This is a genomic window from Nocardioides sp. Leaf307 (assembly GCF_001423135.1).
GTDB classification, from domain to species: domain Bacteria; phylum Actinomycetota; class Actinomycetes; order Propionibacteriales; family Nocardioidaceae; genus Nocardioides; species Nocardioides kribbensis.
Genome location: NZ_LMNY01000002.1, coordinates 652,494 through 677,958, shown reverse-complemented (window position 1 = coordinate 677,958; position 25,465 = coordinate 652,494). Strand labels below are relative to the sequence as shown.

General features: G+C 75.1%; 25 protein-coding genes. 13 read left to right on the top strand and 12 right to left on the bottom strand.

Annotated elements, in window-relative coordinates; translation table 11 throughout:
• Nucleotides 1–3 precede the first annotated feature (3 nt).
• The 4 genes from ASF50_RS12425 to cimA all read left to right on the top strand — a co-directional run bounded on the left by ASF50_RS12425 (nucleotide 4) and on the right by cimA (nucleotide 6,257).
• Nucleotides 4–978, top strand: coding sequence for an ABC transporter ATP-binding protein (locus ASF50_RS12425; RefSeq protein WP_082503144.1), 975 nt, complete (start codon nucleotides 4–6; stop codon nucleotides 976–978).
• A gap of 85 nt (nucleotides 979–1,063) precedes the next feature.
• On the top strand, nucleotides 1,064–2,128 hold the full coding sequence (locus tag ASF50_RS12420; RefSeq protein ID WP_200920132.1) for an iron-siderophore ABC transporter substrate-binding protein: 1,065 nt from the start codon (nucleotides 1,064–1,066) through the stop codon (nucleotides 2,126–2,128).
• Nucleotides 2,129–2,231: 103 nt separating this feature from the next.
• A complete protein-coding gene (locus ASF50_RS12415) occupies nucleotides 2,232–4,196 on the top strand; it encodes a serine/threonine-protein kinase (RefSeq protein ID WP_056904642.1) in 1,965 nt (654 codons plus the stop codon).
• 432 nt (nucleotides 4,197–4,628) lie between these two features.
• A complete protein-coding gene (gene cimA, locus ASF50_RS12410; RefSeq protein ID WP_056904641.1) occupies nucleotides 4,629–6,257 on the top strand; it encodes a citramalate synthase in 1,629 nt (542 codons plus the stop codon).
• On the opposite strand, the gene ASF50_RS12405 is transcribed toward cimA, so the two are convergent.
• Nucleotides 6,226–6,870, bottom strand: coding sequence for a TetR/AcrR family transcriptional regulator (locus ASF50_RS12405; RefSeq protein ID WP_056904640.1), 645 nt, complete (start codon nucleotides 6,868–6,870; stop codon nucleotides 6,226–6,228). The genes cimA and ASF50_RS12405 overlap by 32 nt on opposite strands.
• Nucleotides 6,871–7,059: 189 nt before the next feature.
• Between ASF50_RS12405 and ASF50_RS12400 the strand changes: the two genes are divergently transcribed.
• From ASF50_RS12400 to ASF50_RS12390, 3 genes are all read left to right on the top strand, one after another.
• Nucleotides 7,060–7,629, top strand: coding sequence for an NAD(P)H-dependent oxidoreductase (locus ASF50_RS12400; RefSeq protein WP_056904639.1), 570 nt, complete (start codon nucleotides 7,060–7,062; stop codon nucleotides 7,627–7,629).
• A gap of 96 nt (nucleotides 7,630–7,725) precedes the next feature.
• Nucleotides 7,726–8,145 (top strand): hypothetical protein, encoded by a 420-nt coding sequence (locus ASF50_RS18510; RefSeq protein WP_156718259.1) that lies wholly within the window; start codon nucleotides 7,726–7,728, stop codon nucleotides 8,143–8,145.
• Between the two features lie 29 nt (nucleotides 8,146–8,174).
• Nucleotides 8,175–9,605 (top strand): amidase, encoded by a 1,431-nt coding sequence (locus tag ASF50_RS12390; protein ID WP_056904638.1) that lies wholly within the window; start codon nucleotides 8,175–8,177, stop codon nucleotides 9,603–9,605.
• Between the two features lie 36 nt (nucleotides 9,606–9,641).
• On the opposite strand, the gene ASF50_RS12385 is transcribed toward ASF50_RS12390, so the two are convergent.
• Genes ASF50_RS12385 through ASF50_RS12370 form a run of 4 tightly spaced genes read right to left on the bottom strand, consistent with a single transcriptional unit; the run spans nucleotide 9,642 to nucleotide 12,005 of the window.
• Nucleotides 9,642–9,956 (bottom strand): hypothetical protein, encoded by a 315-nt coding sequence (locus ASF50_RS12385; RefSeq protein ID WP_056862320.1) that lies wholly within the window; start codon nucleotides 9,954–9,956, stop codon nucleotides 9,642–9,644.
• A 36-nt stretch (nucleotides 9,957–9,992) separates the two neighbouring features.
• The gene (locus ASF50_RS12380; protein ID WP_082499906.1) at nucleotides 9,993–10,607 is read right to left on the bottom strand and encodes an energy-coupling factor transporter transmembrane component T family protein; all 615 of its coding nucleotides are present in this window, start codon (nucleotides 10,605–10,607) and stop codon (nucleotides 9,993–9,995) included.
• The gene (locus tag ASF50_RS12375) at nucleotides 10,604–11,305 is read right to left on the bottom strand and encodes an energy-coupling factor ABC transporter ATP-binding protein (protein ID WP_056904637.1); all 702 of its coding nucleotides are present in this window, start codon (nucleotides 11,303–11,305) and stop codon (nucleotides 10,604–10,606) included. Before ASF50_RS12375 ends, ASF50_RS12380 begins: the two co-directional genes overlap by 4 nt.
• Nucleotides 11,306–11,324: 19 nt before the next feature.
• Nucleotides 11,325–12,005 carry a biotin transporter BioY gene (locus tag ASF50_RS12370; protein ID WP_082503230.1) on the bottom strand — a complete coding sequence of 227 codons (681 nt, stop codon included), beginning with the start codon at nucleotides 12,003–12,005 and terminating at the stop codon, nucleotides 11,325–11,327.
• A gap of 114 nt (nucleotides 12,006–12,119) precedes the next feature.
• Between ASF50_RS12370 and ASF50_RS12365 the strand changes: the two genes are divergently transcribed.
• The 5 genes from ASF50_RS12365 (at nucleotide 12,120) to ASF50_RS12345 (ending at nucleotide 16,082) form a co-directional block, all read left to right on the top strand.
• The gene (locus tag ASF50_RS12365) at nucleotides 12,120–12,713 is read left to right on the top strand and encodes a TetR/AcrR family transcriptional regulator C-terminal domain-containing protein (RefSeq protein ID WP_056862323.1); all 594 of its coding nucleotides are present in this window, start codon (nucleotides 12,120–12,122) and stop codon (nucleotides 12,711–12,713) included.
• A gap of 45 nt (nucleotides 12,714–12,758) precedes the next feature.
• Nucleotides 12,759–13,421 (top strand): DUF6461 domain-containing protein, encoded by a 663-nt coding sequence (locus tag ASF50_RS12360; RefSeq protein ID WP_056904636.1) that lies wholly within the window; start codon nucleotides 12,759–12,761, stop codon nucleotides 13,419–13,421.
• Nucleotides 13,422–13,667: 246 nt separating this feature from the next.
• Complete coding sequence (locus tag ASF50_RS12355) at nucleotides 13,668–14,930, top strand: hypothetical protein (protein WP_056904635.1); 1,263 nt, start codon at nucleotides 13,668–13,670, stop codon at nucleotides 14,928–14,930.
• Between the two features lie 91 nt (nucleotides 14,931–15,021).
• Complete coding sequence (locus ASF50_RS12350) at nucleotides 15,022–15,729, top strand: AmiS/UreI family transporter (protein ID WP_082503142.1); 708 nt, start codon at nucleotides 15,022–15,024, stop codon at nucleotides 15,727–15,729.
• Between the two features lie 83 nt (nucleotides 15,730–15,812).
• Complete coding sequence (locus ASF50_RS12345) at nucleotides 15,813–16,082, top strand: amphi-Trp domain-containing protein (protein ID WP_056904634.1); 270 nt, start codon at nucleotides 15,813–15,815, stop codon at nucleotides 16,080–16,082.
• 77 nt (nucleotides 16,083–16,159) lie between these two features.
• Here ASF50_RS12345 and ASF50_RS12340 read toward each other — a convergent pair whose 3' ends face one another.
• The 7 genes from ASF50_RS12340 to ASF50_RS12310 form a co-directional block, all read right to left on the bottom strand.
• Complete coding sequence (locus ASF50_RS12340) at nucleotides 16,160–16,786, bottom strand: pentapeptide repeat-containing protein (protein ID WP_056904633.1); 627 nt, start codon at nucleotides 16,784–16,786, stop codon at nucleotides 16,160–16,162.
• Between the two features lie 99 nt (nucleotides 16,787–16,885).
• A complete protein-coding gene (locus tag ASF50_RS12335; protein ID WP_056904632.1) occupies nucleotides 16,886–17,410 on the bottom strand; it encodes a 2'-5' RNA ligase family protein in 525 nt (174 codons plus the stop codon).
• Nucleotides 17,411–17,444: 34 nt separating this feature from the next.
• A complete protein-coding gene (locus tag ASF50_RS12330; RefSeq protein ID WP_082503141.1) occupies nucleotides 17,445–19,340 on the bottom strand; it encodes an IucA/IucC family protein in 1,896 nt (631 codons plus the stop codon).
• Nucleotides 19,337–19,888, bottom strand: a complete 552-nt coding sequence (locus ASF50_RS12325; protein WP_082499909.1) for a GNAT family N-acetyltransferase — start codon at nucleotides 19,886–19,888, stop codon at nucleotides 19,337–19,339. The genes ASF50_RS12330 and ASF50_RS12325 overlap by 4 nt, the downstream gene beginning before the upstream one ends.
• A complete protein-coding gene (locus tag ASF50_RS12320) occupies nucleotides 19,885–21,315 on the bottom strand; it encodes a lysine N(6)-hydroxylase/L-ornithine N(5)-oxygenase family protein (protein ID WP_056904631.1) in 1,431 nt (476 codons plus the stop codon). Before ASF50_RS12320 ends, ASF50_RS12325 begins: the two co-directional genes overlap by 4 nt.
• Nucleotides 21,312–22,796 carry a pyridoxal phosphate-dependent decarboxylase family protein gene (locus tag ASF50_RS12315; RefSeq protein ID WP_235557660.1) on the bottom strand — a complete coding sequence of 495 codons (1,485 nt, stop codon included), beginning with the start codon at nucleotides 22,794–22,796 and terminating at the stop codon, nucleotides 21,312–21,314. Before ASF50_RS12315 ends, ASF50_RS12320 begins: the two co-directional genes overlap by 4 nt.
• Before the next feature lie 823 nt (nucleotides 22,797–23,619).
• Nucleotides 23,620–24,489, bottom strand: coding sequence for a hypothetical protein (locus ASF50_RS12310; protein WP_056904630.1), 870 nt, complete (start codon nucleotides 24,487–24,489; stop codon nucleotides 23,620–23,622).
• Nucleotides 24,490–24,620: 131 nt separating this feature from the next.
• Between ASF50_RS12310 and ASF50_RS12305 the strand changes: the two genes are divergently transcribed.
• A complete protein-coding gene (locus ASF50_RS12305; RefSeq protein WP_056862331.1) occupies nucleotides 24,621–25,430 on the top strand; it encodes a fumarylacetoacetate hydrolase family protein in 810 nt (269 codons plus the stop codon).
• The last annotated feature ends 35 nt before the right edge of the window (nucleotides 25,431–25,465 follow it).

Here is a 25,465-nt window from a genome sequence, read left to right as displayed (position 1 = left end):
CGCATGACCGCCACCACCGCATCCCCCCTCGACCGCCCGCTCGGCGGTGGTCCCGCGGGTCCCGCCCGACCCGACGAGGCCTCCGACGCCGGCCCGGGCCCGGCGAGCGGTGCCTTCCACGCGCCGGTCCGGCTCGTGGCCCGCGGGCTCGAGCTGGCCTACGACCAGCGCACGGTGGTGCACGGCGTCGACCTCGCCGTGCCGCCCGGCCGGGTCACCGTGATCGTCGGGGCCAACGGCTGCGGCAAGTCGACCCTGCTGCGCGGCCTCGGCCGGCTGCTGACCCCCGCGGCCGGCCGGGTCGAGCTCGACGGGCGCGACCTGCGCTCGGTGCGCCCGCGCGAGGTCGCCGCCGTGCTGGGGCTGCTGCCGCAGCAGCCCCTGGCACCGGAGGGGATCACGGTCGCCGACCTCGTCGGCCGCGGTCGCCACCCCCACCAGGGCGCCTTCCGACGCTGGAGCGCCGCCGACTCCGACGCGGTGGCCGAGGCGCTCGCCCTCACCGACACCCACGAGCTGGCCGCCCGCCGGGTCGAGGAGCTCTCGGGCGGGCAGCGCCAGCGCGTGTGGGTGGCGATGATGCTGGCCCAGGACCCCCGCATCATGCTGCTCGACGAGCCCACGACCTACCTCGACATCGCCCACCAGGTCGACGTGCTCGACCTGCTCGCCGAGCTCAACGAGCAGCGCGGCACGACGGTCGTCATGGTGCTGCACGAGCTCAACCTCGCGGCCCGCTACGCCGATCACCTCGTGGTCATGCACGAGGGGCGGCTGCTGTGCGAGGGGAGCCCCGCCGAGGTGCTCGACGCCGACTGCGTCGAGCAAGCCTTCGGGCTGCGCGCGCAGGTGGTGCCCGACCCGATCACGGGCTCGCCGATGGTCGTGCCGGTCGGTCGGCGCGCGGCCGCGCGGGCCGCGCGCCCCGCGATCCACCCGGGCGAGCGGTCCGAGGTCCGGGCCGCGGACCGGGCGTGACGCACCGCAGCTCCGATCATGTAAGGTGAGCCTTACCTAACTCAACGACCGGGCTCGGCCGGTCCCGCACACCTGAGGAGCGGACGTGACGTCCCTTCGTCCCCTGAACCGCCGCGGCTCCCGCCGGGGCCTGGCCCGCCGGGTCGCCCTGCCGCTCGGCGCCCTCCTGCTGGCCCTCCCGCTCGCGGCCTGCGGCGCCGAGGAGTCCGGCGGCAGCGCCTCCGACAGCGAGTCGACCGGTGGCGAGAGCTTCGAGCCCGTCACCATCGAGCACGCCTTCGGCGAGACCGAGATCGACGAGCAGCCCCAGCGCGTCGTCACCTGGGGCTGGGGCAGCTCCGACGCCGCCATCGCCCTGGGCACGATCCCGGTCGCCATGCCCAAGAACTCCTACGGCGCGACCGAGGAGGGCCTCATGCCGTGGCAGGAGGAGGCCCTCACGGCCGCCGGCGCCGAGACGCCGACCCTGCTGACCGAGGGCACCGAGGTGCCCTTCGAGGAGATCGCCGCCGCCGGCCCCGACCTGATCCTGGCCAACTACTCCGGCATCACCGAGGCCGACTACGAGAAGCTCTCGCAGATCGCCGACACCGTCGCCTACCCCGACGAGCCGTGGACCACCCCGTGGCGCGACGTCATCACCACCGTCGGCGAGGCCCTCGGCCAGTCCGACGAGGCCGAGCAGCTGCTCGAGGACATCGACGACGAGGTGGCCACCGCCGCCGAGGAGCACCCCGAGTTCGAGGGCAAGACCATCGCCGCGGTCGCCATCGACCCGACCGCCTTCTACGTCTACAAGGGCGCCGACCCGCGCGTGCAGTTCCTCGAGGACCTCGGCTTCGAGCTCGCGCCCAGCGTCGACGAGCTGAGCACCGACGAGTCGTCGTTCTACTACACGATCAGCACCGAGGAGGTCGACAAGCTCACCTCCGACGTCCTGCTGTCCTACGTCGCCGACGAGGCGACGCGCGACGAGCTCGCCGCCGACCCGGCCTACCAGGCCATGGAGCAGTTCCAGGACGACACCGTCGCCTCGGTGGTGGGGGAGTCCTACATCTCGGCGGTCTCGCCGCCGACCGCGCTGTCGCTCACCTGGGGTCTCGACGAGTTCGTCGCCTCCCTCGAGCCGGCCGTCCAGGCCGCGGGCTGACCGCCCGACCCCGCACCCCGGCCGCGGCCGGTCCCCCCGCTCCGGCGGGGCGACCGGCCGCGGCTGTCGCGGTTCCGGCGGCTCGCGACGGTAGATTGCCACGGTGACGACCTTCTCCCACGGGCGCTCCGGCGAGCACGCGACCTCGCCCCGCCCGCCCCAGCAGGCGGTCACGGTCGGCCCCTACACGCTGCTGACCAAGATCGGCGAGGGCGGCATGGGCGTGGTCCACCTCGCCCGTGCGCCCCACGGCGAGCGGGTCGCGCTCAAGGTGCTGCGCCCCCACATCGTGGGCGACGACGAGGCCCGCGCCCGGCTGGCCCGCGAGGTCGGGTCGCTCTCGCGCATCCGCAGCCGCTGGGTCGCCGAGATCAAGGACGCCGACCCGTGGGCCGTCGTGCCCTACGTCGCCACCCGCTACGTGCCCGGCCTCTCGCTGCACGACCACGTCGTGGAGGAGGGACGCATCGAGGGCGAGGACCTCGTGTGGTTCGCCGCCTGCCTGGCCGAGGGGCTCGACTCGGTCCACGCCGTGGGAGTCCTCCACCGCGACGTCAAGCCGTCCAACGTGCTGATGGAGGGGCGCACCCCGATCCTCATCGACTTCGGTCTGGCGCGCGTGGCCGACGACCCCAAGCTCACCCACACCGGGTGGCTGCTCGGCACCCCCGGCTACCTCGCCCCCGAGATCCTCTACGGCGACGACGCCACCACGGCCTCCGACGTGCACAGCTGGGGCGCCACCGTGGCCTACGCCGGGCTGGGCCGCGCGCCCTTCGGTCGCGGCCCGTCGATGGCGATCATGGACCGCGTGCGCCGCGGCGAGCACGACCTGTCGGGGCTGGACGGCGACCTCGCCCAGGTCGTGGCCGCGGCCCTCCACCCCGACCCGGCGCGCCGGCCCACCCTGGCCGAGCTGCTGGCGTGGCTGCGCCCGCAGACCACCCGACCCGAGGCCGCGCCCGCCCCGCTGCCGGCCCCCGCCCGCGAGGACCCGTTCACGCTGCCGCTGGCGCTGGCCGCCGAGGCCGTCGCCCAGCGCCTCGGCCACCCCGCCGGGCCGGGCGCCGACGCCGGTGCCGACCGCGCTGCCGACGCCGACGCCGCTGCCGACCCGGCCACCGACGTGCTCGCCGACCCCGCGTCCGTGCGCGACGACCCGGCCGCGGCCGACCCCTGGGCCGACCCCTGGGCCGGCCCCCCGGGCGACCGGCAGGGTGCGGCGTACGACGGGCGGGGACCCGACGGCACGCTCGTCGAGCGCGACCACCCGCCGACCCGCGTCTACGAGGAGGACCCCACCCGCCGCCTCGGCGACCCCGACCCCTGGTCGGCCCCCCGGCCCGAGGCCGGTCCCGGTGAGCCTCCGGGCGGACATCCCGGCGTGCGCCCGGAGGGGCACGACCCCGACGGTCCTGAGGGCTCCGGGGACCCCTGGGTCCACGAGCCCTGGGGCGCACCGGTCGAGGTGGCCCGGGCCCCGCTGGCCGAGCGGGCGCGACGGGCGACGCTGCTGCTCGCCGCGGCGGGCGCGGTCGGCACCGCGACGGCCGCCGCGCCGTGGGTGACCCTCGCCGTGCTGCTGGTCCTCGTCACCGTCCTGCGGGGCGGGTCGCTGGCCGGCAGCGTCGCCGCCGACCGGCGACGGGCCCGCGGGCCGAAGTGGTACGACGGCCCCCGCCTGCTGCTGGCCGCCCCCTGGACGCTGACCCGCTCGTTGCCGGCCACGGCGGTGCTCACCCTCTGGAGCGTCGGCCTCGGCCTGGCCGTGGCGCTGCTGTGCTACGCCGTCGCCGCCACCACCCCGACCATCCTCCTCGTCTCGGGCGCCACCGTCGCGGTGTCGCTGTGGGCCGGGCCGGGCGGCTCGCGGGTCCGCAGCCCCCTGGCCCGCGTGGTCGAGCCGGCCGCACGCTCGGGCGCGCGCTGGGTGGTGTCGCTCGTCGTGCTGGTCCTCCTCGCGGCCGCCGGCGCCTTCGCCCAGGCCCAGGGTGGCACCCGCTGGACCCCCGACGACAGCCCGCCCCTGGCCGACGTCAGCCTGCCCTCCTGGTGGGCGGCCGGCTGAGCGACGGGCGCCCGGAGCGGCCTGTCCGCACCGCGCGGCCGCCCGACCCCACGGTTCTGAGGACCCGAGACGTGCCGGCCCCGGTGGCGCGGCCGCGGTCCGCGACGGTGCCGTCGGGCCGCTGCCGGGCCATCGCCGGACCACCGCCCGCCGCTGCTAGGGGGAGGGGCACGACCGTGCCCCTCCCCCTAGCAGCCGCGAGGTGGATCCTCCTGGGCCGCCGCCCGGCACCGTACGGTCGCCGGGGCCTCTCGCCGGGCCGCATCGTGGGACTCCCTGTCGGGGGCCGGCCGCGCGTGGCAGCATGAGCGGCATGCAGCACCACGTCATCATTCGCTAGCGCGTCGAGCGCCCACTCGGGCCCCCGACGCGCCACCTCTCGCACGCGAGAGGTTTTTTTGTGCCCGGACCACGACGGAGACCACCGAGACCATGGACCTGCACGGCGACTTCCACGTCTACGACACCACCATGCGCGACGGCGCCCAGCAGGAGGGGCTCAACCTCTCCGTCGCCGACAAGCTGACCATCGCCACGCTCCTCGACGGCCTCGGCGTCGGCTACATCGAGGGCGGCTGGCCGGGAGCCAACCCCAAGGACACCGAGTTCTTCCGTCGTGCCGCCACCGAGCTCGACCTGCGCCACGCCCGGCTCGCGGCGTTCGGGGCGACCCGCCGGGCCGGCGTGCGTGCCGCCGACGACCCGGGCACGGCCGCCCTGCGCGACAGCGGCGCCGGCACCGTGACCCTGGTGGCCAAGGCGCACACCCGCCACGTGGAGCTGGCGCTGCGCACCACGCTGGAGGAGAACCTCGCGATGGTGCGCGACACCGTCACCCACCTGCGCGAGGAGGGCCAGCAGGTCTTCGTCGACGCCGAGCACTTCTTCGACGGCTACCGCCTCGACCGCGCCTACGCCCTCGAGGTCCTGCGCACCGCGGCCGAGGCCGGGGCCGAGGTCGTCGCGCTGTGCGACACCAACGGCGGGATGCTGCCGCCCTGGGTGGCCGACACCGTGCACGACGTCGTGGAGTCCCTCGGCGCCCGCGGGTCCGGCGCTGGGTCGGGCGGTCTCCACGTGGGCATCCACGCCCACAACGACACCGGCTGCGCGGTGGCCAGCTCGCTGGCGGCCGTCGAGGCCGGGGCGACCCACGTGCAGGGCTGCATCAACGGCTACGGCGAGCGCACCGGCAACGCCGACCTGGTCACCGTCGTGGCCAACCTCGAGCTCAAGACCGGTCGCGCCCTGCTGCCCGAGGGACGCCTGCGCGAGGCCACCCGCATCGCCCACGCGGTCGCCGAGGTGACCAACGTCCCGCCCGCCTCCCGCCAGCCCTACGTGGGCACCTCCGCCTTCGCCCACAAGGCGGGGCTGCACGCCAGCGCGATCAAGGTCGACCCGAACCTCTACCAGCACATGGACCCCGTCGGCGTCGGCAACGACATGCGGCTGCTGGTCTCCGACATGGCCGGTCGCGCCTCGATCGAGCTCAAGGGCCGCGAGCTGGGCTTCGACCTCTCCGGGGAGTCGCGCAAGGAGCTCGTGGGCCGCATCACCGAACGGGTCAAGGTGCTGGAGTCGCGCGGCTACACCTTCGAGGCCGCCGACGCCTCCTTCGAGCTGCTGCTCGTCGAGGAGGTCGAGGGCCGCCGCCCGTCGTACTTCGACGTCGAGTCCTGGCGCGTCATCACCGAGACCCGCGCGGGGGCGCCCGTGGGGGTGGAGGCGCTGTCGGAGGCCACGGTGAAGCTGCGTGCCGCCGACGTGCGCTACGTCGTGACCGGCGAGGGCAACGGTCCCGTCAACGCCCTCGACCAGGCCCTGCGCGCCGCCATCGGGCAGGCCTATCCCGAGGTCGCCCGCTTCGAGCTGATCGACTACAAGGTGCGCATCCTCGACCAGGGGCACGGCACCGACGCCATCACCCGGGTGCTCATCGAGACCACCGACGGGGAGTCGTCGTGGGTCACCGTCGGGGTCGGCGCCAACGTCATCGAGGCCTCCTGGGGCGCCCTCGTCGACGGCGTCACCTTCGGCCTGCGCCGCCACGCGGGCTGAGCCCGGGGCCGGCCGCTCCGGCCACGACGCGGTGGACCAGGTCGGCCCAGGCGGCGTAGACCCGCTCGACAGCGAAGCCCTCCACGCGCACCTGCTGCTCCAGCACCGGCACCTCGAGCGGGGCGAGCAGGGCGGTGGCCAGCAGGGGCAGGTCGCCGCTCACCCCGAGCTCGGTGAGCAGGTGGCGCACGTGCATGGCGACGAAGGAGTACGCCGCGTAGGACCGCGTGCCCGCCCGCCCGGCGGCGCGGATGAGGTCTGCGCTGAGCAGGGTGGCCTCGATCCGCGAGCGGCCGAAGGCCAGCAGCCGGTCGAGCGGGGGAGCGCCGGGCCCGAGGGGCGGCGGGCCGGAGATGACCGAGGCCTGCCAGGCGGTCTCGGAGTGGTCGAGCAGGGCCGCCATCAGACCCTCGCGGGAGTCGAAGCGGCGGAAGACGGTGCCCTTGCCGACGCCCGCCTCGGCGGCGACCGCCTCCATCGTGACCCGCTCCAGTCCGCCGCACCGCCCGATCAGCCGGCCCGCGGCCTCCAGCAGGGCCGCGCGGTTGCGGGCCGCGTCGGCGCGCTCGACCGGGGCGTCGTGGAGGAGGGGGAGGAGGGGCCGCTCGGTCATGGTGCGCCCAGTGTAGGGAGCCGGACCAGCCGGGTGACCGGTTCCACAGCAGTGCGGGAATGGAAACGGACTGTGGTCCGTTTAAGATCGCGACCGTCCGGTACCACCGGACCGCAGACCCGCCGGCCCGCCGCCGGCACCCCATGACCCGCCCGACGGCGGGACCGGCCGTCCTCCGAGGAGCACCCCATGTCTGAGACCACCACCGTCGAGACCACCACCACCGTCGCCGTCCTGGTCGGCAGCCTGCGCGCCGACTCCCTCAACCGTCGCCTCGCCGAGGTCCTGCGCGACCAGGCCCCCGAGGGCGTCGTGCTCGACATCGTCGACGGCCTCGCCGACCTGCCGTTCTACAACGAGGACCTCGACGCCGGCGACGCCCCCGCCGCCGCGGTCGCCCTGCGCGAGCGCGTCGCCGCGGCCGACCGGGTCCTGGCCGTGACCCCCGAGTACAACGGCACGATGCCGGCCGTGCTCAACAACGCCATCGACTGGCTCTCGCGCCCCTACGGCGCCGGCGCCATCGTGGGCAAGCCCTTCGGCGTCGTCGGTGCCACCCCCACCCCCTACGGCGGCAAGTGGGCCCACGCCGACACCGTGCGCTCCGCGGGCATCGCCGGCGCCACCGTCGTCGAGGACGTCCTCGTCTCGCAGTCGGCCCTCGAGGTCGACGTGCTCACCGACGCCGAGGTGCTCGGCCGCCTCACCGGCGCCGTGCAGACCCTCGCCGCCTACCAGCCCGCCACCTCCGCGGCCTGATACACGCGGGGGGACACGTCTTACTGACCGTTGAGACCACTGGCTGACCGTCGTGACGGTCAGGTAGTGGTCGCAACGGTCAGTAACATGCGGTGCGTGAGCGACCCCCGGCCCGACCCCGCCCCGCCGGTGCCCTACGCGCCGTACGGGCCGGCGGTGCCGCCGCCGGTGCGCCCTCCGGCGCCGCGCTCGCGCCCGCTCGACGTCACCGTGACGATCCTCGAGCTGCTGGTGCTGGCCATGGGCGCGCTCGTCGCGTCGTTCTTCGGCCTCTTCCTCGGGATGGTCTCCGACGGGTGCGGCGGCTCGGTGCAGTGCGACACCGGCCGCATCGGCGCCGGGGTCCTCGTCGCCGCCGGCTCGCCGTGGGTCGTGCTGCTCATCGCGGCCTGCTGGTCCACCGTGCGGATGGTCCGGCGGCGCGTGGCCTTCTGGGTGCCGCTGCTGGCGGTCCCGGTCTGGGCCGGTCTCCTCGCGCTGGGTGTCGCCCTGGCCGTCAGCGGCGTGCCGTCCTGAGGACGACCCCGAGGCGCTAGCGTCGGCGCATGGTCGACCTGCACGACATCCACGAGCTCACCGCCCTCGAGCAGGGCGACCTGGTCCGTCGCGGGGAGGTCTCCCCGCTGGAGCTCACCGAGCACTACCTCGACCGCGTGGCGCGCCTCGACGACGTCGGGGCCTTCGTCACCGTGACCGCCGAGCGCGCCCTCGAGCGCGCCGCCTCCCTGGGCCGGTGCGCCCCGGGGGAGGCGGGGCCGTCGGGGTCGGTCTCGCGGCTGTGGGGGGTGCCGACGGCGATCAAGGACCTCAACCTCACCGCCGGCGTCCCCACGACCTTCGGCTCGGCCGCCTTCGACGACTTCGTGCCCGAGGTCTCCGACGCGGTCGCCCTGGCCGTGGACGACGGTGGCCTGGTCAGCCTGGGCAAGACCAGCACCCCGGAGTTCGGGTCGCCCTGCTACACCGAGCCCGAGGGTCGACCGGCGGCCGTCACCCCGTGGGACCGCACCCGCATGGCCGGCGGCTCCTCCGGCGGCGCGGGCGCGGCCGTCGCGGCCGGTCTGGTGCCGGTGGCGCAGGGCTCCGACGGCGGTGGCTCGATCCGCATCCCGGCCTCCTGCTGCGGCCTGGTGGGCCTCAAGCCCTCGCGGGGTCGCGTGAGCGGCTTCCCGATGTACGGCGACCCCGTGGGCCTCGCGGTGGCCGGCCCGCTGGCGCGCACGGTGCGCGACGCCGCCGCGCTGCTCGACGTGCTCGAGGGGCACCGGGTGGGCGACCCCTTCTGGGCGGCGCCCCCGCAGACGACCTTCCTGGAGGCTTGCGACCGTCAGCCGGGGCGGCTGCGCATCGCCCGCTTCGTGGCGCCGGTGATCGCCGACGTGCCGGTCGTCGCCTCCAGCGTGAGCGCCTGGGAGGACGCCTCGCGGCTGCTGGAGTCACTGGGCCACGACGTCGTCGACGTGCCCGTGCCGCTGCCTCCCGAGGCGGTGCCGGTCTTCGAGACCTGCTGGGCCGTGCTCACCGCGCTGTCGGCCGCACCGGCCGGCCGCGAGGCGCTGCTGCGTCCGCTGACCCGGTGGCTCACCGAGCGCGGCCACGCGGTCAGCGGCCCCCAGCTCGGCCTGGCGATCGGCGCGATGCGCCGCTACGCCGCCAACGCCCTCGCCGCCCTGGCCCCCTACGACGCCGTGCTCACCCCGACGCTGGCGAGCCCGCCGCTGGCGGTCGGCGCGATCCGCGACGACGCCGACCCCGCCGCCGACTTCGCCGCGCAGAAGGCGTTCACGCCCTGGACCTCGGCGTGGAACGTCACCGGCATGCCGGCGGTCTCGCTGCCGCTGCACTGGACCGCCGAGGGTCTCCCGGTCGGCGTCATGCTGGCCGGGCGCCCGGCCGAGGACGAGCTGCTGCTGTCGCTGGCCGCGCAGGTCGAGGCGGCCGCACCGTGGCACCACCGGCGCCCGCCGGGCTGGTGAGACAGGAGCGGATGGGTCGGGCAGGTCGGGCCGGGTTCAGACCGCCCGCTCGTCGACGCCCCACTGCTCGCGGAACTCCTCGGGGCTGAGCTCGGCGAGCTCCGTGCGCAGGTGGTGCAGGGTGTGGCTGGCGACCTCGGGGTTCTCCACGTCGATGGCCAGCACCCGGCGCCCGGTGTGTCGCTCGTGCACCTCCACCGTGCCGGCCGAGGAGCACTCCAGGGTGCCGCCGCTCAGGGCGAACCAGACGTCGAGCGCCACCACGAGGGCCCGCCGCAGCGGCGGGCGCCGGTCGCCGGCCAGCGCGACGCGGTAGACCTCGTCGGCGGTCTGCGGGTCGAGGGTCAGCACCCCCCGATCCTACGGCGCCGCCGCGCACCGCCCGGCTCAGTCGTCGCCGAGCCCGCGGGCCGCGAGCGCGTCACCGGTCTCGTGGGCGCGGGCCACCACCCGCACCACGAAGGGCGTGAGGTAGGCGCGGGGGTGCCGGCCCAGGCCGCGGGCGCGGGCGGCGTCACGGGTCTCCAGCGCCAGGGCGACGGTGCCGGGCAGGGCCTGCACGGCCAGGCCGACGGTGAGGGCGACCCGCTCGGGCGGCACCCCGACGTGGCGCAGCGGGCCCGACCAGCGCACGAGCGCGTCGAGCATGGCGTTGACCGGCGTCGTGGCGGTGACCACGACCGCGGCGAGGGTGAGGGCGAGGAGGTCGACGAAGGTCTCGACGGCCTTGCCGGCGCCGTAGAAGAGGCCCTGCACGAGGGAGGCGACCAGCGCGATGAGCAGCACGCCGCGCGCGGCGGTGAGCAGCAGTGGCAGCCGCACCCGCGCGAGCAGGGCCAGGCCGAGCGCCACGGCGAGGAACAGCAGCGAGGCGGGGGCGCTGCGCACCAGCACGATGGTGAGGCTGAGCGCGCCGAGGCCGGCCAGCTTGGGGCCCACGGGCAGACGGTGCAGCAGCGTGTCGCCGGGCTGGTGGATCGCCACCATCGACGGCTGGCTCACGAGCGCTCCGCCACCGAGGCGACGTAGTCGGCGACCCCGGCCGCGGCCGGCCCGTCGTAGCGCACGCGGGCGTCCTCCACGACGAGCACGCGGTCGCAGCGGGCGGCCAGGTCGAGGTCGTGGGTCACGAGCACCAGCTGCTGGTCGAGGCCGAGGAGCAGGTCGCCGACGCGGCGGGTGTTGGCCAGGTCGAGCAGGGTCGTCGGCTCGTCGGCCACCAGCACGGCCGGCTCCGCGGCCAGCACCCCGGCCAGGGCCAGCAGCTGCTTCTGGCCCCCCGACAGGGCGTGGACCGACACATCGGCGTGCTGGCCGAGGCCGTAGCGCTCGAGCACCTCCAGGGCCCGGGCGCGGCGCCGTGCGCCGTTGCGCTCGTGGCGGCGCAGCGACAGCTCGACGTCCTCGACGCAGGTCGGCATCACCAGCTGGGCGGCGGGGTCGGTGAAGCAGAAGCCGACCCTGCGGCGCACGGCCCCGGCCTCGCGGGCCACGTCGAGACCGTCGACGACCACGCGGCCGGAGGTGGGCTCGACGAGGCCGTTGAAGAGCCGGGCCAGGGTCGACTTGCCGGAGCCGTTGGCGCCGATCACGGCCACGCGGCGCTCGGTCAGCCGCAGGGTCGTGGGGTGCAGCACCACGCGCTCGCCGTCGGTGGTGTCGACGGTGACCGCGGCGGCGTGGAGGTCGAGGACGGGCACGGGGCGGGGCGGCGCGAGGTCAGCGACGGCCGTGCAGCAGCTGGGGGAAGGCGCGGTGCACCTCGGCGGCCACCAGGGCGACCAGCGAGGTCTTGACGACGTCGCCGATCCAGAAGGGGGCGTCGTAGCTGATCGCCTCGCGCCACGACACGTCGAAGTAGAGCTTCATGCCGACGATGCCGGCGGTGTGCAGCACGAGCGCGCTCGCGACGAAGGAGCAGGCGAAGACGACGAGGGCGCGGGTCTTGCCGCGGCGCCCGGCGACGTACTTGACCAGCACGCCGGCGGCGAGCGCGGCGAGCGGGAAGCCGACGAGGTAGCCGGCGCTGGGGCCGGTGAAGACGCCGAGCCCCGAGGAGTGCTCGGCGAAGACGGGCAGGCCCACGGCGCCGAGCACGAGGTAGAGGGTGACGGCCAGGAAGCCGCGCACCGGTCCGAGCAGGCAACCGGCCAGCATCACGCCGAAGGTCTGCAGCGTGATCGGCACGCTGGCGCCGCCCACGGGGATCGCCCCGACGTAGGCGCAGGCCGAGATGAGCGCCGCGAAGGCGGCGACCAGCGCGATGCCGGTGGTCGTCGAGCGCAGCCGCGAGGAGGTCGAGCCGCCGCGTCCGTCGTACGCCGGGTCGGCGCCGGGGTGGTCGGCCGGGTGGCCGGTGGTGGTGTGGTCGGAGGCGGGAGCCGGCTGCTGCGTCGTCATGGGGTCCTCGTCGTGCGGGTGGGCCACGCCGGACGGTCGCCGGCTGAACGGCGTTCAGGTTAGGGTGGTGCGGCGTCCGTGGTCAACGCGTGCGCCGGCCGACCGAGGAGTGAGATGTCCTACCGCCGCCCCGACATCGTGGCCCGTGCCGTCGAGGTGCTCGACACCTACGGCCTCGCCGACCTCACGATGCGCCGGCTCGGCGGCGAGCTCGGGGTGCGCCCCAGCGCGCTCTACCACCACTTCGCCAGCAAGCAGACCCTGCTCGCCGCCGTGGCCGACGAGGTGCTCGCCCGCGGACGGGCCCCGCGCGACACCCCGCCTGACACCGTGCGCGACGGCTCCTGGGACGACCGTGTCGTCGCGGTCTGCACCGAGCTGCGCGAGGCGATGCTGGCCTACCGCGACGGGGCCGAGCTCGTGGCCACCGTGCACGCCTTCGGCCTCGGCGCCGCCGCCCCCGGGCGCGACCTGGCCGCCGCGCTGGCCGACAGCGGCCTCGACCCGGCCCTGGCCGGCACGGCGACGCGGACCCTGCTGCACTTCGTCTTCGGCCACACCCTCGACGAGCAGACCCACCTGCAGGCCGGCAGCGCCGGCGCCATCGAGGACCAGCCGCGGGAGCGCTCCGACTTCGCTGCGGGCCTGGGCATCGTCCTCGACGGCATCCGGCTGCGCTGTCGCGTCGCACCGCCCCCGCGGGGCTGAGGCGCCGGCTCGGGCGCCGGGCTCGGTCCGCCCTAGGGTGATCGCATGGCGGCGACGGCGGAGCACTACGCGGAGGTCCTCGAGGAGGTCGGGCTCGACACGGAGGCCACGTTCGTCGTGGTGACCGGCGCGACGCGCGAGGAGGTGGCCGAGGTGCTGGGGGTCGACCTGGGGCGCCGGGTCGCGCTGGGTGACGCCTTCGAGGAGGACCACTCCGCCTACGCCCTCCTCGAGGTCGCCGGTGGCGTGCTGGCCGCCGAGCCCACCGGCTACGCCGACCCGAGCCTCGAGGCGCTGCGACGGCTCTCGGCCGGAGGGCGCACCGCCGCGGTCGCGCGCTCCAACGTGCAGGCCCACGACCGCTTCGGCTTCGCCCGCGACGGGAGGGTGGTCTTCGACGCCGACGAGTACGTCTTCCTCGACGACCCCACCCAGGTGCCCGACGACCTCCGCCCGCTCTTCGACCGGGCCTGGATCGACCTCGACGCCGAGGACCCCGTCCCGGCGCCCGCGCCGGTCGCCCCCGCCGATGTCGCCGACGGGGAGGAGCCGACCGGTCCGCCCGACGCGCTGGCCGTGGCCCTGGCCATGGTCGAGCACGTCACCGGGGTCGAGCTGACCGTCGAGGACCTCGACCGGCTCCAGGACGTCGAGCGCTTCTGGGTGGCCTCGCTCACCTACGAGCCGGCGCAGCAGCCGGCGGACTGACCCGGTCCCCGGCGGGCCGAGGGGTCCGCCGCGACGCGGGCCGCGCGGGGCCCGGGTGCGGACTCTGGCGCGGGCCCGGGTGCGGGCCCGGGTGCACGGTTCCGCAGTGCGCCGTGTCGGCAGAACCAGGCACGTCCGTGGTGGGACAGGGCCTCGACGCGGAGCAAACAGTAGTAACTTGGTCGAGTTAAGTCTGTTTGCGGGTCGGTCCTCGGGCGACCACCGCACCGACCAGGAAGGCCCGTCATGAGCGCTCCCACCCACACCACCGCCCCGGCCGCCACCGGCCCGACGAGCACGCGTCGCGGCCCCGCCGTACGCCCCGGGTCGCCCGAGCTGCGCGACCTCCTCGACCGCATCCGGGCCGGCGCGGCCGAGCGCGAGCTCGAGGTCGACCCGCCCCACGAGCCGCTGGCGTGGTTCAAGGAGGCCGGCCTCGGCGGGCTGCGGGTGCCGGTCGCCGAGGGCGGCGGCGGCGCCACGATGCGGGAGTTCTTCGCCACGCTCATCGCGCTGGCCGAGGCCGACTCCAACCTGGCCCACATCGTGCGGGCCCACTACTGGTTCGTGGAGCAGCAGCTCCAGACCGACGACGCCGCCGCGCGGGAGCACGGCATCGACCTCATCACGTCCGGGGCGCTCGTCGGCAACGGCTTCAGCGAGCAGAGCGCCAAGCCGGTGGGGCTGCACTTCGACACCACGATCACCCCCGACCCCTCCGGTGACGGCGGCTTCCGGCTCGACGGCACCAAGTTCTACTCCACCGGGAGCATCTACTCCGACTACACCCAGATCTGGGCCGCGGCGCCCGAGGGCCGCATCGCCGGCGCCGTCATCCCGGTCGACCGCGCCGGGGTGACGATCGCCGACGACTGGGACGGCTTCGGCCAGCGCATGACCGGCACCGGCACCACCATCCTCGACGACGTGCGGGTCGAGCCCGGTGAGTTCTTCGACCTCGGCGAGCCCGACGGGCCCCAGGCCCCCAGCTACCAGGGCGCCTTCCTCCAGCTCTACCTGCAGGCCGTCACCGCCGGCGTGCTCCGCAGCGTGCGCAACGACGCGGTAGAGCGGGTGCGCAGCCGCACCCGCGGCTTCAGCCACGCCCACGTGCCCCAGCAGCCCCGCCACGACGCCCAGGTGCTGCAGGTGGTGGGGGAGATCTCGGCCGACGTGTTCGCCGCGGAGGCCATCGTGCTCGCCGCCGCCGACCGGCTCCAGGACGCGGTCGACTCGGTCGTCGACGGGCTGCCGACCCCCGAGGCCGCCGAGGCCGCGCAGCTGGCCGCCGCCCAGGCCAAGGTCGCCGTCGACCGGTTCTCCTACGCCACCGCCGCCCGCATCTTCGACGTCGGCGGCGCCTCGGCGACCCAGCGGGTGCACAACCTCGACCGCCACTGGCGCAACGTGCGCACCATCGCGACCCACAACCCGACCTACCTCAAGGCCTCCGCGATCGGCGACCACGAGGTCAACGGCAGCGGCTTCCCGGGCAACGCCTACTTCTGACCCGACCGACCCCGGCGCCGGACCCGGCACCGGACCCCGCACCGGACCCCGCACCGTCCTCCTCAGGACACCCCTCGAGAAAGGCCCCGCCATGTCCTCGGTCGGACTGACCTTCGTCGGCGCCGCCCTCTTCGTCAACGGCCTGCTGCTCCTCGGCAGGATCGACGCGAAGGGCGCCGGCGTCTTCAACCTCTTCGTGGGAGCGCTGCAGACGGCGATCCCGTTCTTCCTCATCGCCACCGCCGACACCCCCGACGAGATCCTCGGCGCCGCCGGGATCTTCCTGTTCGGGTTCACCTACCTCTACGTCGGCATCTGCAACCTGGCCGGCTACGCCAGCACCGGCGTCGGGTGGTACTCGCTGTGGGTCGCCGTCATGGCCCTCGGCTTCGGCGTCGTCAACATCGTCCGCTTCGACGACACCCCGACCGGCCTGCTCTGGCTGCAGTGGTCGGTGCTGTGGACGCTGTTCTTCCTCGTCCTGGCCCTCGGCCGCGAGCGGCTCACCGCCCTCACGGGTTGGTTCACCCTCATCCTGGCCTTCACCACCTGCACGGTGCCGGGCTTCCTGCTCCTGCTCGGCGAGTGGGGGCGGGTGCCGACCTGGGCCGTGCTCGCCTCGATCGCCGTCACGGCGCTCGCGCTCGTGCCGCTCTCGCGGGTCGACCTGGCCGACACGGCGGCGTCCACCTCGCAGCCCTCGGAACTCGCAGAGCTCGCAGAGGCCTCGGTGGAGCCCGGCACGGACACCACGGGTGGGACCCCGGGGCGCCGTCGCGCGGAGCCGGCCGCGGTCTGAGGAGTCGGCGGCGACCACCGTCCGCCTAGGTTCGGGGCACACGGTCGCCGCCGGCGGCCGCCGAGGGACGACCGGGAGACGCCGTGGCCAAGCAGGACCGAGACATCGAGCAGATCTACGCCACCGACGAGGTGGTCGCCAAGCTGCGCCGGCTCGCCGACGCGCTGGAGAAGGGCGAGTCGTTCCGGATCCAGATCGCCGGGGAGCGCTTCCGGGTGCCGCAGCGCGCGCAGTTCTCCATCGAGCACGAGCGCGGTGACGGCGAGGAGGAGATCGAGTTTCAGCTGACCTGGTCGGTCGACGACGCGCCGTCGTCGGACGAGGGCGACGAGGCCGGCGGCGACGTGGTCTGACCCGTCGGCGGCGCTCCGGTGCGGGTGCTCGCGGCGCCCGCCGGGGCCCCGACTCGACCACCGCTCGCCGGGTCGCCTCAGCCGGCGGTCTCGGGTCGGCCGACGTCGACGGTGGCGCCGTGCTGCTCGGCGAGCAGCACGGCGCCGGCGAGGTCGAGGCGCGTGCCGTCGAGTCTCGCCGAGGCCAGGTCGACGCCCGCGAGGTCGGCCCCGCGCAGGTCGGCGCCCGCGAGGTCGGCCTCGCGCAGGCTCGCCCCGCCCAGCCGCGCCTCGCGCAGGACCGTGCCGGTGAGGTCGGCCAGCGCGAGGTCGCTCTCGCGCAGGTCGAGCCCGGTGAGGTCGAGCCCGGCGAGCCGGGCGCCGCGCAGACCGACGGCGCGCCACTGCCCGCCGACGACCCGCATCGGCCGGGTCGTGCAGGAGGCGAAGGTCGAGCCCGTCGTCTTGCAGCCCTCGAAGGTCGCGTCGAAGAGGTTGCAGCCGCGCAGCTCGCAGCCCACGAAGGCCGTGGCCACGTGCACCGAGGAGTTGAGTCGGCAGGAGTCGAAGCGGCAGCGCTCGAACAGCGCGCCCCTCGTCGTGACCTCGGAGAGGTCGACGCCGACGAAGGCGCAGTCGACGAAGCGGGCGGCGGCGAGGTCCTCGGCGTACCAGTCCTCGCCGCGGAAGGTCCGCCCCTCCGCGCCGTCGGGCGCCTCACCCACGAGAGGTCCCGGGTGGCTGGGTGACCGGGGTCACCGGGGTCACGGGGCTCACCGGGCTCACCGTAGCCAGGGGCGCCGACGGCGGCCCCCTCGGCAGGGTCAGCCGAGCGGCCACCAGGTCAGCCGCCGGGTCGCGCCCTGCTCCCACCACGCGAGGTCGACCCGCTCGGCGCGGCAGCGGGCGGGCAGCAGGTCGCCGAGGTCGCGGCGCAGCGAGTCCTCGTCGACGCCGGGGCCGGCTAGGTCGAGGGTGAGGTGCGGGTGCAGCTCGGCGTACCGCCCCTCGTAGGGCGGGCACTGCGGGAAGGCCGCGGCCAGTCGCGCGGTGAGCTCGCGGAAGGGCCCGTCGGGCTCCGGCACGAGGTGGAGCGTGCCGTCGGGGAAGCGCGCCACCTGCTCCAGCACCACGTCGAAGGCCGCCACCGAGGCCACCACGCGCCGCACCCGCTCGGTCTCGGCGGCGTCGGGGGAGGCCAGGAACGGCCCGAGCACGGTGACGTGGGCGTGGGTGAAGCCGGGGTCGCGCGACAGGTACGCCGCGTCCTGGCGGCCGGTGAGCCCCCGCACGAACCCGTCCAGCGGCGCCACCGGCACCTGCAGCACGCTGTGACCCGGCCACCCCACGCCACCATCCTCCCCGCCCGCGCCGGACCCGCCCTCAGCGGGCCACGGGGTTGACCAGCTCCCCGGCGTAGAGCAGCGAGGAGGCCTGGTCGGCGAGGTCGACCATCTGCAGCGTGTTGCGCAGCTGGAGCCGGTTGAGGCAGGAGTGCCGGAAGGCGGGGCGACGCAGGTCGTAGGCAGCGACGGCGTCGGCGAGCTCCGGGTGCTCCTCGGCGTGCTGGTCGAGGCAGCGCGCGACCTCGGCCCAGAAGTCGTCCTGGTCGAGCACGCCGTCGACGTGCAGGATCGCGGCGAGGTGGCGCAGCACGCCGTCGAGGACGTCGGTGTGCAGCGCGAGCGCCTTGACGTCGGGCTCGACGTCGGCGCGCACCCGCTCCACCTCGGCCGGCAGCGGACGGTCGGGGTGCATGACCGCGACCTCCTCGCCGACGTCCTTCATCAGCGCCCGCACCGGCACGTGGTCGCGCAGCACGAGCACGAGGTTCTCCCCGTGCGGCATGAAGGCCAGGTCGTGGGCGAGCAGGCAGTGCACGAGCGGGCGCACGTAGGCGTGCAGGTAGCTGCGCAGCCACTCGCGCGCGTCCAGCGACGAGGCCTCGACCATCGCGGTGGCCAGCGCCCGCCCCTCGGCGTCGCGGTGCAGCAGCGAGGCCATGGTGGCCAGCCGCTCGCCGGGACCGGTCCGCGGCAGCGGGCTCTCGCGCCACAGCGCCGCGAGCATCTTGCGGTAGGGCGAGGTGGCGGTGTGGCGGTGGAAGGCGTCGCCGGTGTAGCCGACCGCCGCGCGCTCGCGCAGCACCGTGAAGCCGCAGCCGGCCAGCGTCGGGTCGCCGGCGACGAGGTCGGCCACCCAGTCGTTGACGGCGGGGGTGACGGCCATGTAGCCGGGGGAGAGCCCCCGCACGAAGCCCATGTTCTGGATGGCCAGGGCGGTCTTGACGTAGTGCCGCTCGGGGCGGTCGGTGTTGAAGAACGTGCGGATCGACTGCTGGGCCCGGTAGGTGTCGGGCCCCTCGCCGAGGTGCACGAGGTCGCGCCGGGCGAGGTCGGGGGCGAAGGTGACCGCGACCTTGCTGCGCCACTGCCAGGGGTGCAGCGGCAGGTAGGTGTAGTCGTCGGGGTCCAGGCCCAGCGCGAGCAGCCGCGCGGCGAAGCCCGCCCGCACCTCGGGGTCGAGCTCGCCGGCCCACAGCCGCTCCTCGCTGAGCCCGGCGCCCAGCGAGAGCCGGGTGGCGCTGCGCCGGGCGGCCAGCCACACCAGCCGCACCGCTCGCCCGGCCTCGGGGGCGTAGGCGGTGTAGTCGTCGAGGTCGAAGCCGATGCGCCCGTTGTTGGCCACGAAGCCGGGGTGGCCCTCGGTCATCGCCGCCTCGACCTCCTGGTAGTCGGCCCCGAGCAGCTCGGCCACCGGCACCCGGCGGTGCGCGAGCTTCCAGCAGGCCGCGGCCAGGGTGCTGGCGACCTCCTCGAGGTAGGTCGGCACCAGCGCGTCGGGGATGCCGAGCTCGGGGGCGAGCTCGACCACGAGCTCCTGGGCGTCGAGGGGCGCGGGCTCGCCGTCGACGCGCCGCTCGAGGCTCTCCTCCTCGATCGCCCAGTGCTCCAGGGCCAGCCGCCGCGCCCGGAAGCGGTACGCCGCCCCGCGCCCGGTCTCCAGCAGCCAGGCCGCCGGGTCGGACGCCGCGGCCGCGTCCGGCGCGACGCCGGGCCCGGCCCCGGGGTCGGGCACGGGGGCGATGATCCGCTCGTGGGCGTACTCCGCGATCGCCTTGGCCACCAGGTGTCGCTGCGCGACGGCGAGGTGCTCCGGGGCGAGGTGGTCGGCGGGGTCGACGGCCCGCGGGGCCGGGCCCGTCGGGTCGGCGGCGTGCCCGGTGGGGTGCTCGCTCGGACGCTCGGACGGGTGCTCGGTGGGGTGGGTCAGCGTCATCGGGTGGTCTCCAGTCGGGAGAGGCGGGAGGCGGCGTGGGCCTCGCGGGTGCAGAAGGACAGGGCGGCGGTCTTGCCGGGCAGGGCGACGTGGCGGGCCACGACGAAGCCGGCCTCGGCGTTGAGCGCGGCGATGGCGTCGTTGCGCACGTCGGGCTCCACCACGACGCGGCGCACCGCGGGGTCGGCGAGGCAGTGGGCCATCACCGCGGCGAGGACCGCGCGCGTCAGCCCGGGGCGCGGTGACCCGGTGGGCGGGGCGACGAGCACGTGCATGCCCAGGTCGCCGGGCTCGAGCTCGGGCAGGTCGCGCAGGTGCGGGTCGGCGGCGGGGTCGTAGGTCTCGGCGAGGAAGGTCGGCTCCCCGTCGACGCGGCCCAGCCAGGCGTCGTGGGTGGGGGAGGCGGCGATGCCGACGTACTCGACGGCCACGTCGTCGTAGGTGGCGCCCTGCATCTGCCAGAAGGCCGAGCGCGGGTGGGTGACCCAGGCGTGGAGGAGCCGCAGGGTGGCGGGGTCGAGGGGCAGCGGGCCCAGGGTCGCCCTCACCGCGTCGCCCCCTGCCCGGCGGGGGCCCGGCGCAGGTGCTCGGGCACGCCGAAGCTCTGCACGGCCACCCGCTTCTCCAGGGGGTAGACCTCGCGGCCGGTGACGGCGGCGAGGATCGCGGAGCTGCGGTAGGCGCCCATGCCGAGGTCGGGGGCGACGAACCCGTGGGTGTGCTCCTCGCCGTTCTGCACGAAGACCTCGCGGCCGGTCCGGTCGACGGCGTAGCGGGAGTCGGCGAGGTAGCGGCCGCGCTCGTCGAGACGCAGCCGGTGGCGCACGGGGTCGAGGAAGTCCGGCACCGAGGCCTCGTAGCCGGTGGCGAGCACGAGGCCCTCGGTGCGCAGCCCGAAGTCCTCGCCGGTCTCGTCGTGGTGCAGGTCGAGGTCGTAGGCCTCGCCGTCCCAGCGGGCGCCGGTGAGGGTGGTGGCGCTCACCAGCGTGGTCCGCGGTCCGGCGCCCTGCACCCGCAGCCGGTAGTGAAGGTCGGAGATCTCGTCGACCAGGTCGCCGCTGATGCCCTTGTAGAGCGAGCGCTGCTCGCGCAGCAGCCGCTCGCGGGTGCCGGCGTCGAGGCCCTGGAAGTAGGCGGAGTACTCCGGCGAGGTCAGCTCGAGGGTGAGCTTGGTGTACTCCATGGGGAAGAAGCGCGGGCTGCGGGTCAGCCAGGTCAGCTCGTAGTCGTGCTCCGGCGACTCGGCCAGCAGGTCGCGGTAGATCTCGGCCGCGCTCTGCCCGCTCCCCACGATCGTGATCGAGCGCTGCTGCTGCAGCCGCCGCTTGTGCGGCAGGTAGTCGGCGGAGTGCAGGGCGGGCCCGCCGGCCGCGCGCACGCTGTCGGGCACGCGCGGGCGGGTGCCGACCCCGAGCACGAGGCGGCGCCCCAGCACGGTCTCGCCCGAGGCCGTCGTCACGACGTACGCCGCGCCCGCGGCCCCGTGGGGGTCGAGCCCCTCGTGCAGCCGGTCCCTCAGCCCCGGGTGGGCGTCGAGGTCGAGGTCGTCGGTGTGCTCGACGCGCACGACGGGGCAGCCGAAGCGCACCGAGGCGAGACCCTCGGCGGCCCAGCGGCAGTAGTCGTCGTACTCGCGGCGCAGCGGGTAGAACGACTCGCGCACGTAGAAGGGGTAGAGGTGCCGCGTCTGCTTGAGGAAGTTGAGGAAGGACCACCGCGACGTCGGGTCGGCCATGGTGACCAGGTCGGCCAGGAACGGCACCTGGAGGGTCGCGTCGTCGAGCATCATGCCCGGGTGCCAGGCCAGCTCGTCGCGGGCCTCGAGGAAGACCGCGTCGAGGTCGTCGAGGGGGTCGGCGAGGCAGGCGAGGCCGAGGTTGAAGGGGCCCAGGCCGATGCCGACCAGGTCGTGCACCCGGCCGGTCGAGGGGGCGGCGGCGGTGGCGGAGGTGGAGGTGGAGGTGGAGGCGCTCACGCGGCGACCTCCCCGAGCAGCTCCTCGGCCAGGGCGACGCAGTGGTCCACGACGCCGAGCAGGTCCTCGGTGGTGGCCATCGGGTTGAGCAGGGTCAGCTTGAGCCAGCGCCGGCCCTCCAGGGTGGTGGCCGCGACCATGCCGAGGCCGCGCTCGTAGAGCGCCGAGCGCACCAGCGGCACCAGCCGGTCGGCGGAGTCCTCGCCGAGCCCCGGCGGGCGGTAGCGGAAGACCACCGTGCTCAGCTCCGGCACGGCCGCGAGCTCGACGCGGCGGTCGGCGGCCAGGTGCTCACCGACCTCGAGGGCCAGGCGGGTGACGGTGTCGACGTACTCCCCGATCACCTCCGGGCCCATCACGCGCAGCGTCAGCCACAGCTTGAGCGCGTCGAAGCGCCGGGTGGTCTGCAGGCTCTTGTCGACCTGGTTCGGGCTCGCCGCGCCGCCGGGGTCGCGGGGGTTGAGGTAGTCGGCGTGCCACGCGACGTGGCCCAGCGTGCGCGCGTCGCGCACGAGCACGGCGCTGGAGGAGACGGGCTGGAACCACGTCTTGTGGAAGTCGACGGTCACCGAGTCGGCCCGCTCGATCCCGTCGAGGCGCTCGCGCTGGGTGGGGGAGACCAGCAGCCCCCCGCCGTACGCCGCGTCCACGTGCAGCCAGCAGCCGTGCCGCTCGGTCAGGTCGGCCACCTGCGCCAGCGGGTCGATGGCGCCGAAGTCGGTCGTGCCGGCGGTGGCGACGACCGCCATCGCGGTGCGGCCCTCGGCCGCGACGGCGTCGAGGGCGTCCGCCAGGCGGGCGGGGTCGAGCCGGCGCCGGGCGTCGACCCCGACGGCCACGACCGCCTCGGCGGGCAGGCCGAGCAGACGGGCCGACTTCTGCACGCTGAAGTGCGCGTCGACCGAGGCCAGGACCCGCAGGTCGGCGAGCGCCGCCCCGGCGGCGAGGGCGCGGTCGCGGGCCAGGTGGAGGGCCTGGAGGTTGGACTGCGAGCCGCCGCTGGTGAAGATCCCGTCGGCGACCGTGCCGGCGCCGGGGCCGGCGTCGGGGCCGGTGGCCCAGCCGATGCGCCCCGCGGTCCACGCCACCAGGTGGCGCTCGACGAAGGTGCCGGCGACGCTCTGGTCGAAGGTGTCGAGACTGGCGTTGACCCCGGAGACGAAGACCTCGGCCAGCAGGGCGGGGATCACGACGGGGCAGTTGAGGTGGGCGGCGTAGGTCGGCTCGTGGAACCACACCGTGTCGTCGAGCCACAGCCGGCCCATCTCCTCCAGCGCCGCCGCCGGGTCCTCGAGGGGGGCGTCGAGGTCGACGTCGAGCACCGGCTTGGCCGCCTGCGCCGGGCCGACCCCGGTCGCCGGGCCGGACACCCGGGTCAGGGCGTCGGCGAGGTGGTCGACGCCGAGGCGCATCGAGGCGACGTAGGCGTCGGCGTGGTCGGGGTGGAACAGGTGCGCCAGGGCGCGAGGGGAGGGGGGCACCGGAGATCCTTCCGAGATCAGGTCAGGTAAGGCTCACCTTAGTTAGGTTTGCCTAAGTCTGCATCCGTGGTCTCGGAGGACGAACGTCACACCGTGGCCCGGTGGTGGGAAGGGGCCCTTCGAGACGTCGCTGCGCTCGCTCCCAGGGACCACGCCGGCGACCGACGCCCCTGCGTGCCGTCACGGTGGTTGAGGAGGGAGCGCCTCGAGACGCTCGCTCCGCAGGAGCCACGCCAGCGACCCGTCACGGTGGTTGAGGAGGGAGCGCCAGCGACCGTCTCGAAACCACCCACCCGCGCGGTGGTCGAGGAGGGAGGCCCTCGAGACGCTCGCTCCGCAGGAGCCACGCCAGCGACCCGTCACGGTGGTTGAGGAGGGAGCGCCAGCGACCGTCTCGAAACCACCCACGCACGCGGTGGTCGAGGAGGGAGGCCCTCGAGACGCCTGCTCCGCAGGAACCACGTCAGCGACCGTGTCGACAGCAGCCGCAGGTGTCGTCTCCCGCCACTCCCATGGTCGGTCACCGCGAGCGCTGCCGACCCCACCATGCGGGGGCGCTTCGCGTCGCCGGCCGGGTCGCCCGAGAAGTGGCGGCGAACGACCGGTCGAGGACCGCCGCAGGTGTCGTCTCCCGCCACTCACCGACACCGACCGCCGGGCCGACCCACGCGGCGGTCACCGGGCCGGTCACCGGGCCGGTCGCAGGGTCGGGGACCCCGGTGCACCGGGGCCGTGCACCGCCTCCCGCGCGAGACGGTGGTCGCTGACGCTCGTCCCTGCTCGACCACCGCCGCCCACGCCCACCCGGCGACCGTCGGAGACCTCAGTCCCCGACGGCCAGGAGTCGCTCGACCTCGCCGAGCAGTCGCGCCCGCAGCGGCGCACCGCGCTCGCTGAAGCTGCGCTGCGCGGCGACGTAGGCGGCCTTGCCCTCGGCGGTCTCGATGCGCACGGGCTCGAAGCCGAGGTCGGCCAGGTCGTAGGGCGCGGCCCGCATGTCGAGCTCGCGGATGTCGCGGGCCAGCTCGAAGCAGTCGGCGACGAGGTCGGAGCAGATCATCGGCGTGAGCCGGAAGGCGTGCTTGTAGAGGTCCATCCCGGCGTGCAGGCAGCCGGGCTGCTCGAAGTCGGGCCGGTCGGCGGCGCTCGGCGCGAGGGTGTTGAGCGGGGCCGCGGTGGGGGTGAAGAAGCGGAAGGCGTCGAAGTGGGTGCAGGTGATGCGGTGCGACTCCACCACCGCGTCGGTGCCCTCGCGGCCCAGCCGCAGCGGCCAGTCGTGGCGGGTCTCGTCGGCGCGGTGCACCATCGCCCACTCGTGCAGCCCGAAGCAGCCGAAGGCGGCCGGCCGCGCCGCGGTCGCGGCCAGCAGGCGGCGCAGCGCCTCGAGCAGCGGGCGCTGGGCCGCCACGTGCTCCACGCCGACGGCCGGCGGGTCCCCGGCGTACCCCTTGAGCCCGGCGTACGCCGTGGCGTCGCCCCCGAGCGAGGCTCCGAAGCCGGGGTGCCAGCGGCGCAGCTGGGCCGGGCGCTGGGAGTAGTAGGTGAAGAGGAAGTCGTGCACGGGGTGCTTGACGCTGGCCCCGCGCCGCGCGAGGTGAGGGGCGAGGAAGGCGTCGACCCGCTCGGCGTGGGCGGCGGCCCGTGCGCGCCAGGTGTCCTCGTCGAGCACGAGCGGCTGCGCGGTCGGGGTCACCGTGCCGATTATCCGCGGCTCGTCGTCGAGGGCCCAGTCGAGGAGGCCGGTCGAGGGGGCCAGTCGAGGAGGCCGGTCGAAGGGGCGCCTCGGGTTCGGCCCCGCACGGCCCGCCTCGCTAGGGTCGAGGGGTGCGCATCGCGAGATTCACCACCGGCGAAGACCCTCTCTACGGCGTCGTGACGGGGGAGGTGGACGAGTTCGGTCAGCCCGACGAGGACAGCGTCGTCGTGGCCCTCGCCGGCGACCCGCTCTACGTCGGCGTCAAGCTGCTCGACCAGGAGCACAGGCTCTCCGACGTGCGCCTGCTCGCGCCGGTGCTGCCGCGCAGCAAGGTCGTCGGCATCGGGCGCAACTACGCCGCCCACGCCGCCGAGCTGGGCCACGACCTGCCCGAGGAGCCGCTGATGTTCCTCAAGCCCAACACCAGCGTGGTGGGCCCGGGCGACCCGATCTTCTACCCCCGCCAGACCCGTGAGCTGCACTACGAGGGCGAGCTGGCCGTGGTCATCGGCCGCATCTGCCGCGACGTGCCGCCCGAGCAGGCCACCGACGTCATCCACGGCTACACCATCGCCAACGACGTGACCGCGCGCGACCTGCAGCGCTCCGACGTGCAGTTCACCCGCGCGAAGGGCTTCGACTCCTTCTGCCCGCTGGGGCCGTGGATCGAGACCGACCTCGACCCGCAGCACTTCAAGGACGGGGTGTCGGTGCAGACCTTCCTCAACGGCGAGACCGTCCAGGACGGCTCGACCGCCGACATGATCTTCGACATCCCCGCGCTGGTGGCCCACGTCTCCAGCGTCATGACGCTGCTCCCGGGCGACGTCATCCTCACCGGCACCCCCGAGGGCGTCGGTCCGATGGAGGTGGGCGACGAGGTGGAGATCTCGATCGCCGGCCTCGGCACCCTCACGAACAAGGTGGCACAGCGTTGAGCACCACGACCCCCGGCACCGACCGTCCCGTCCGC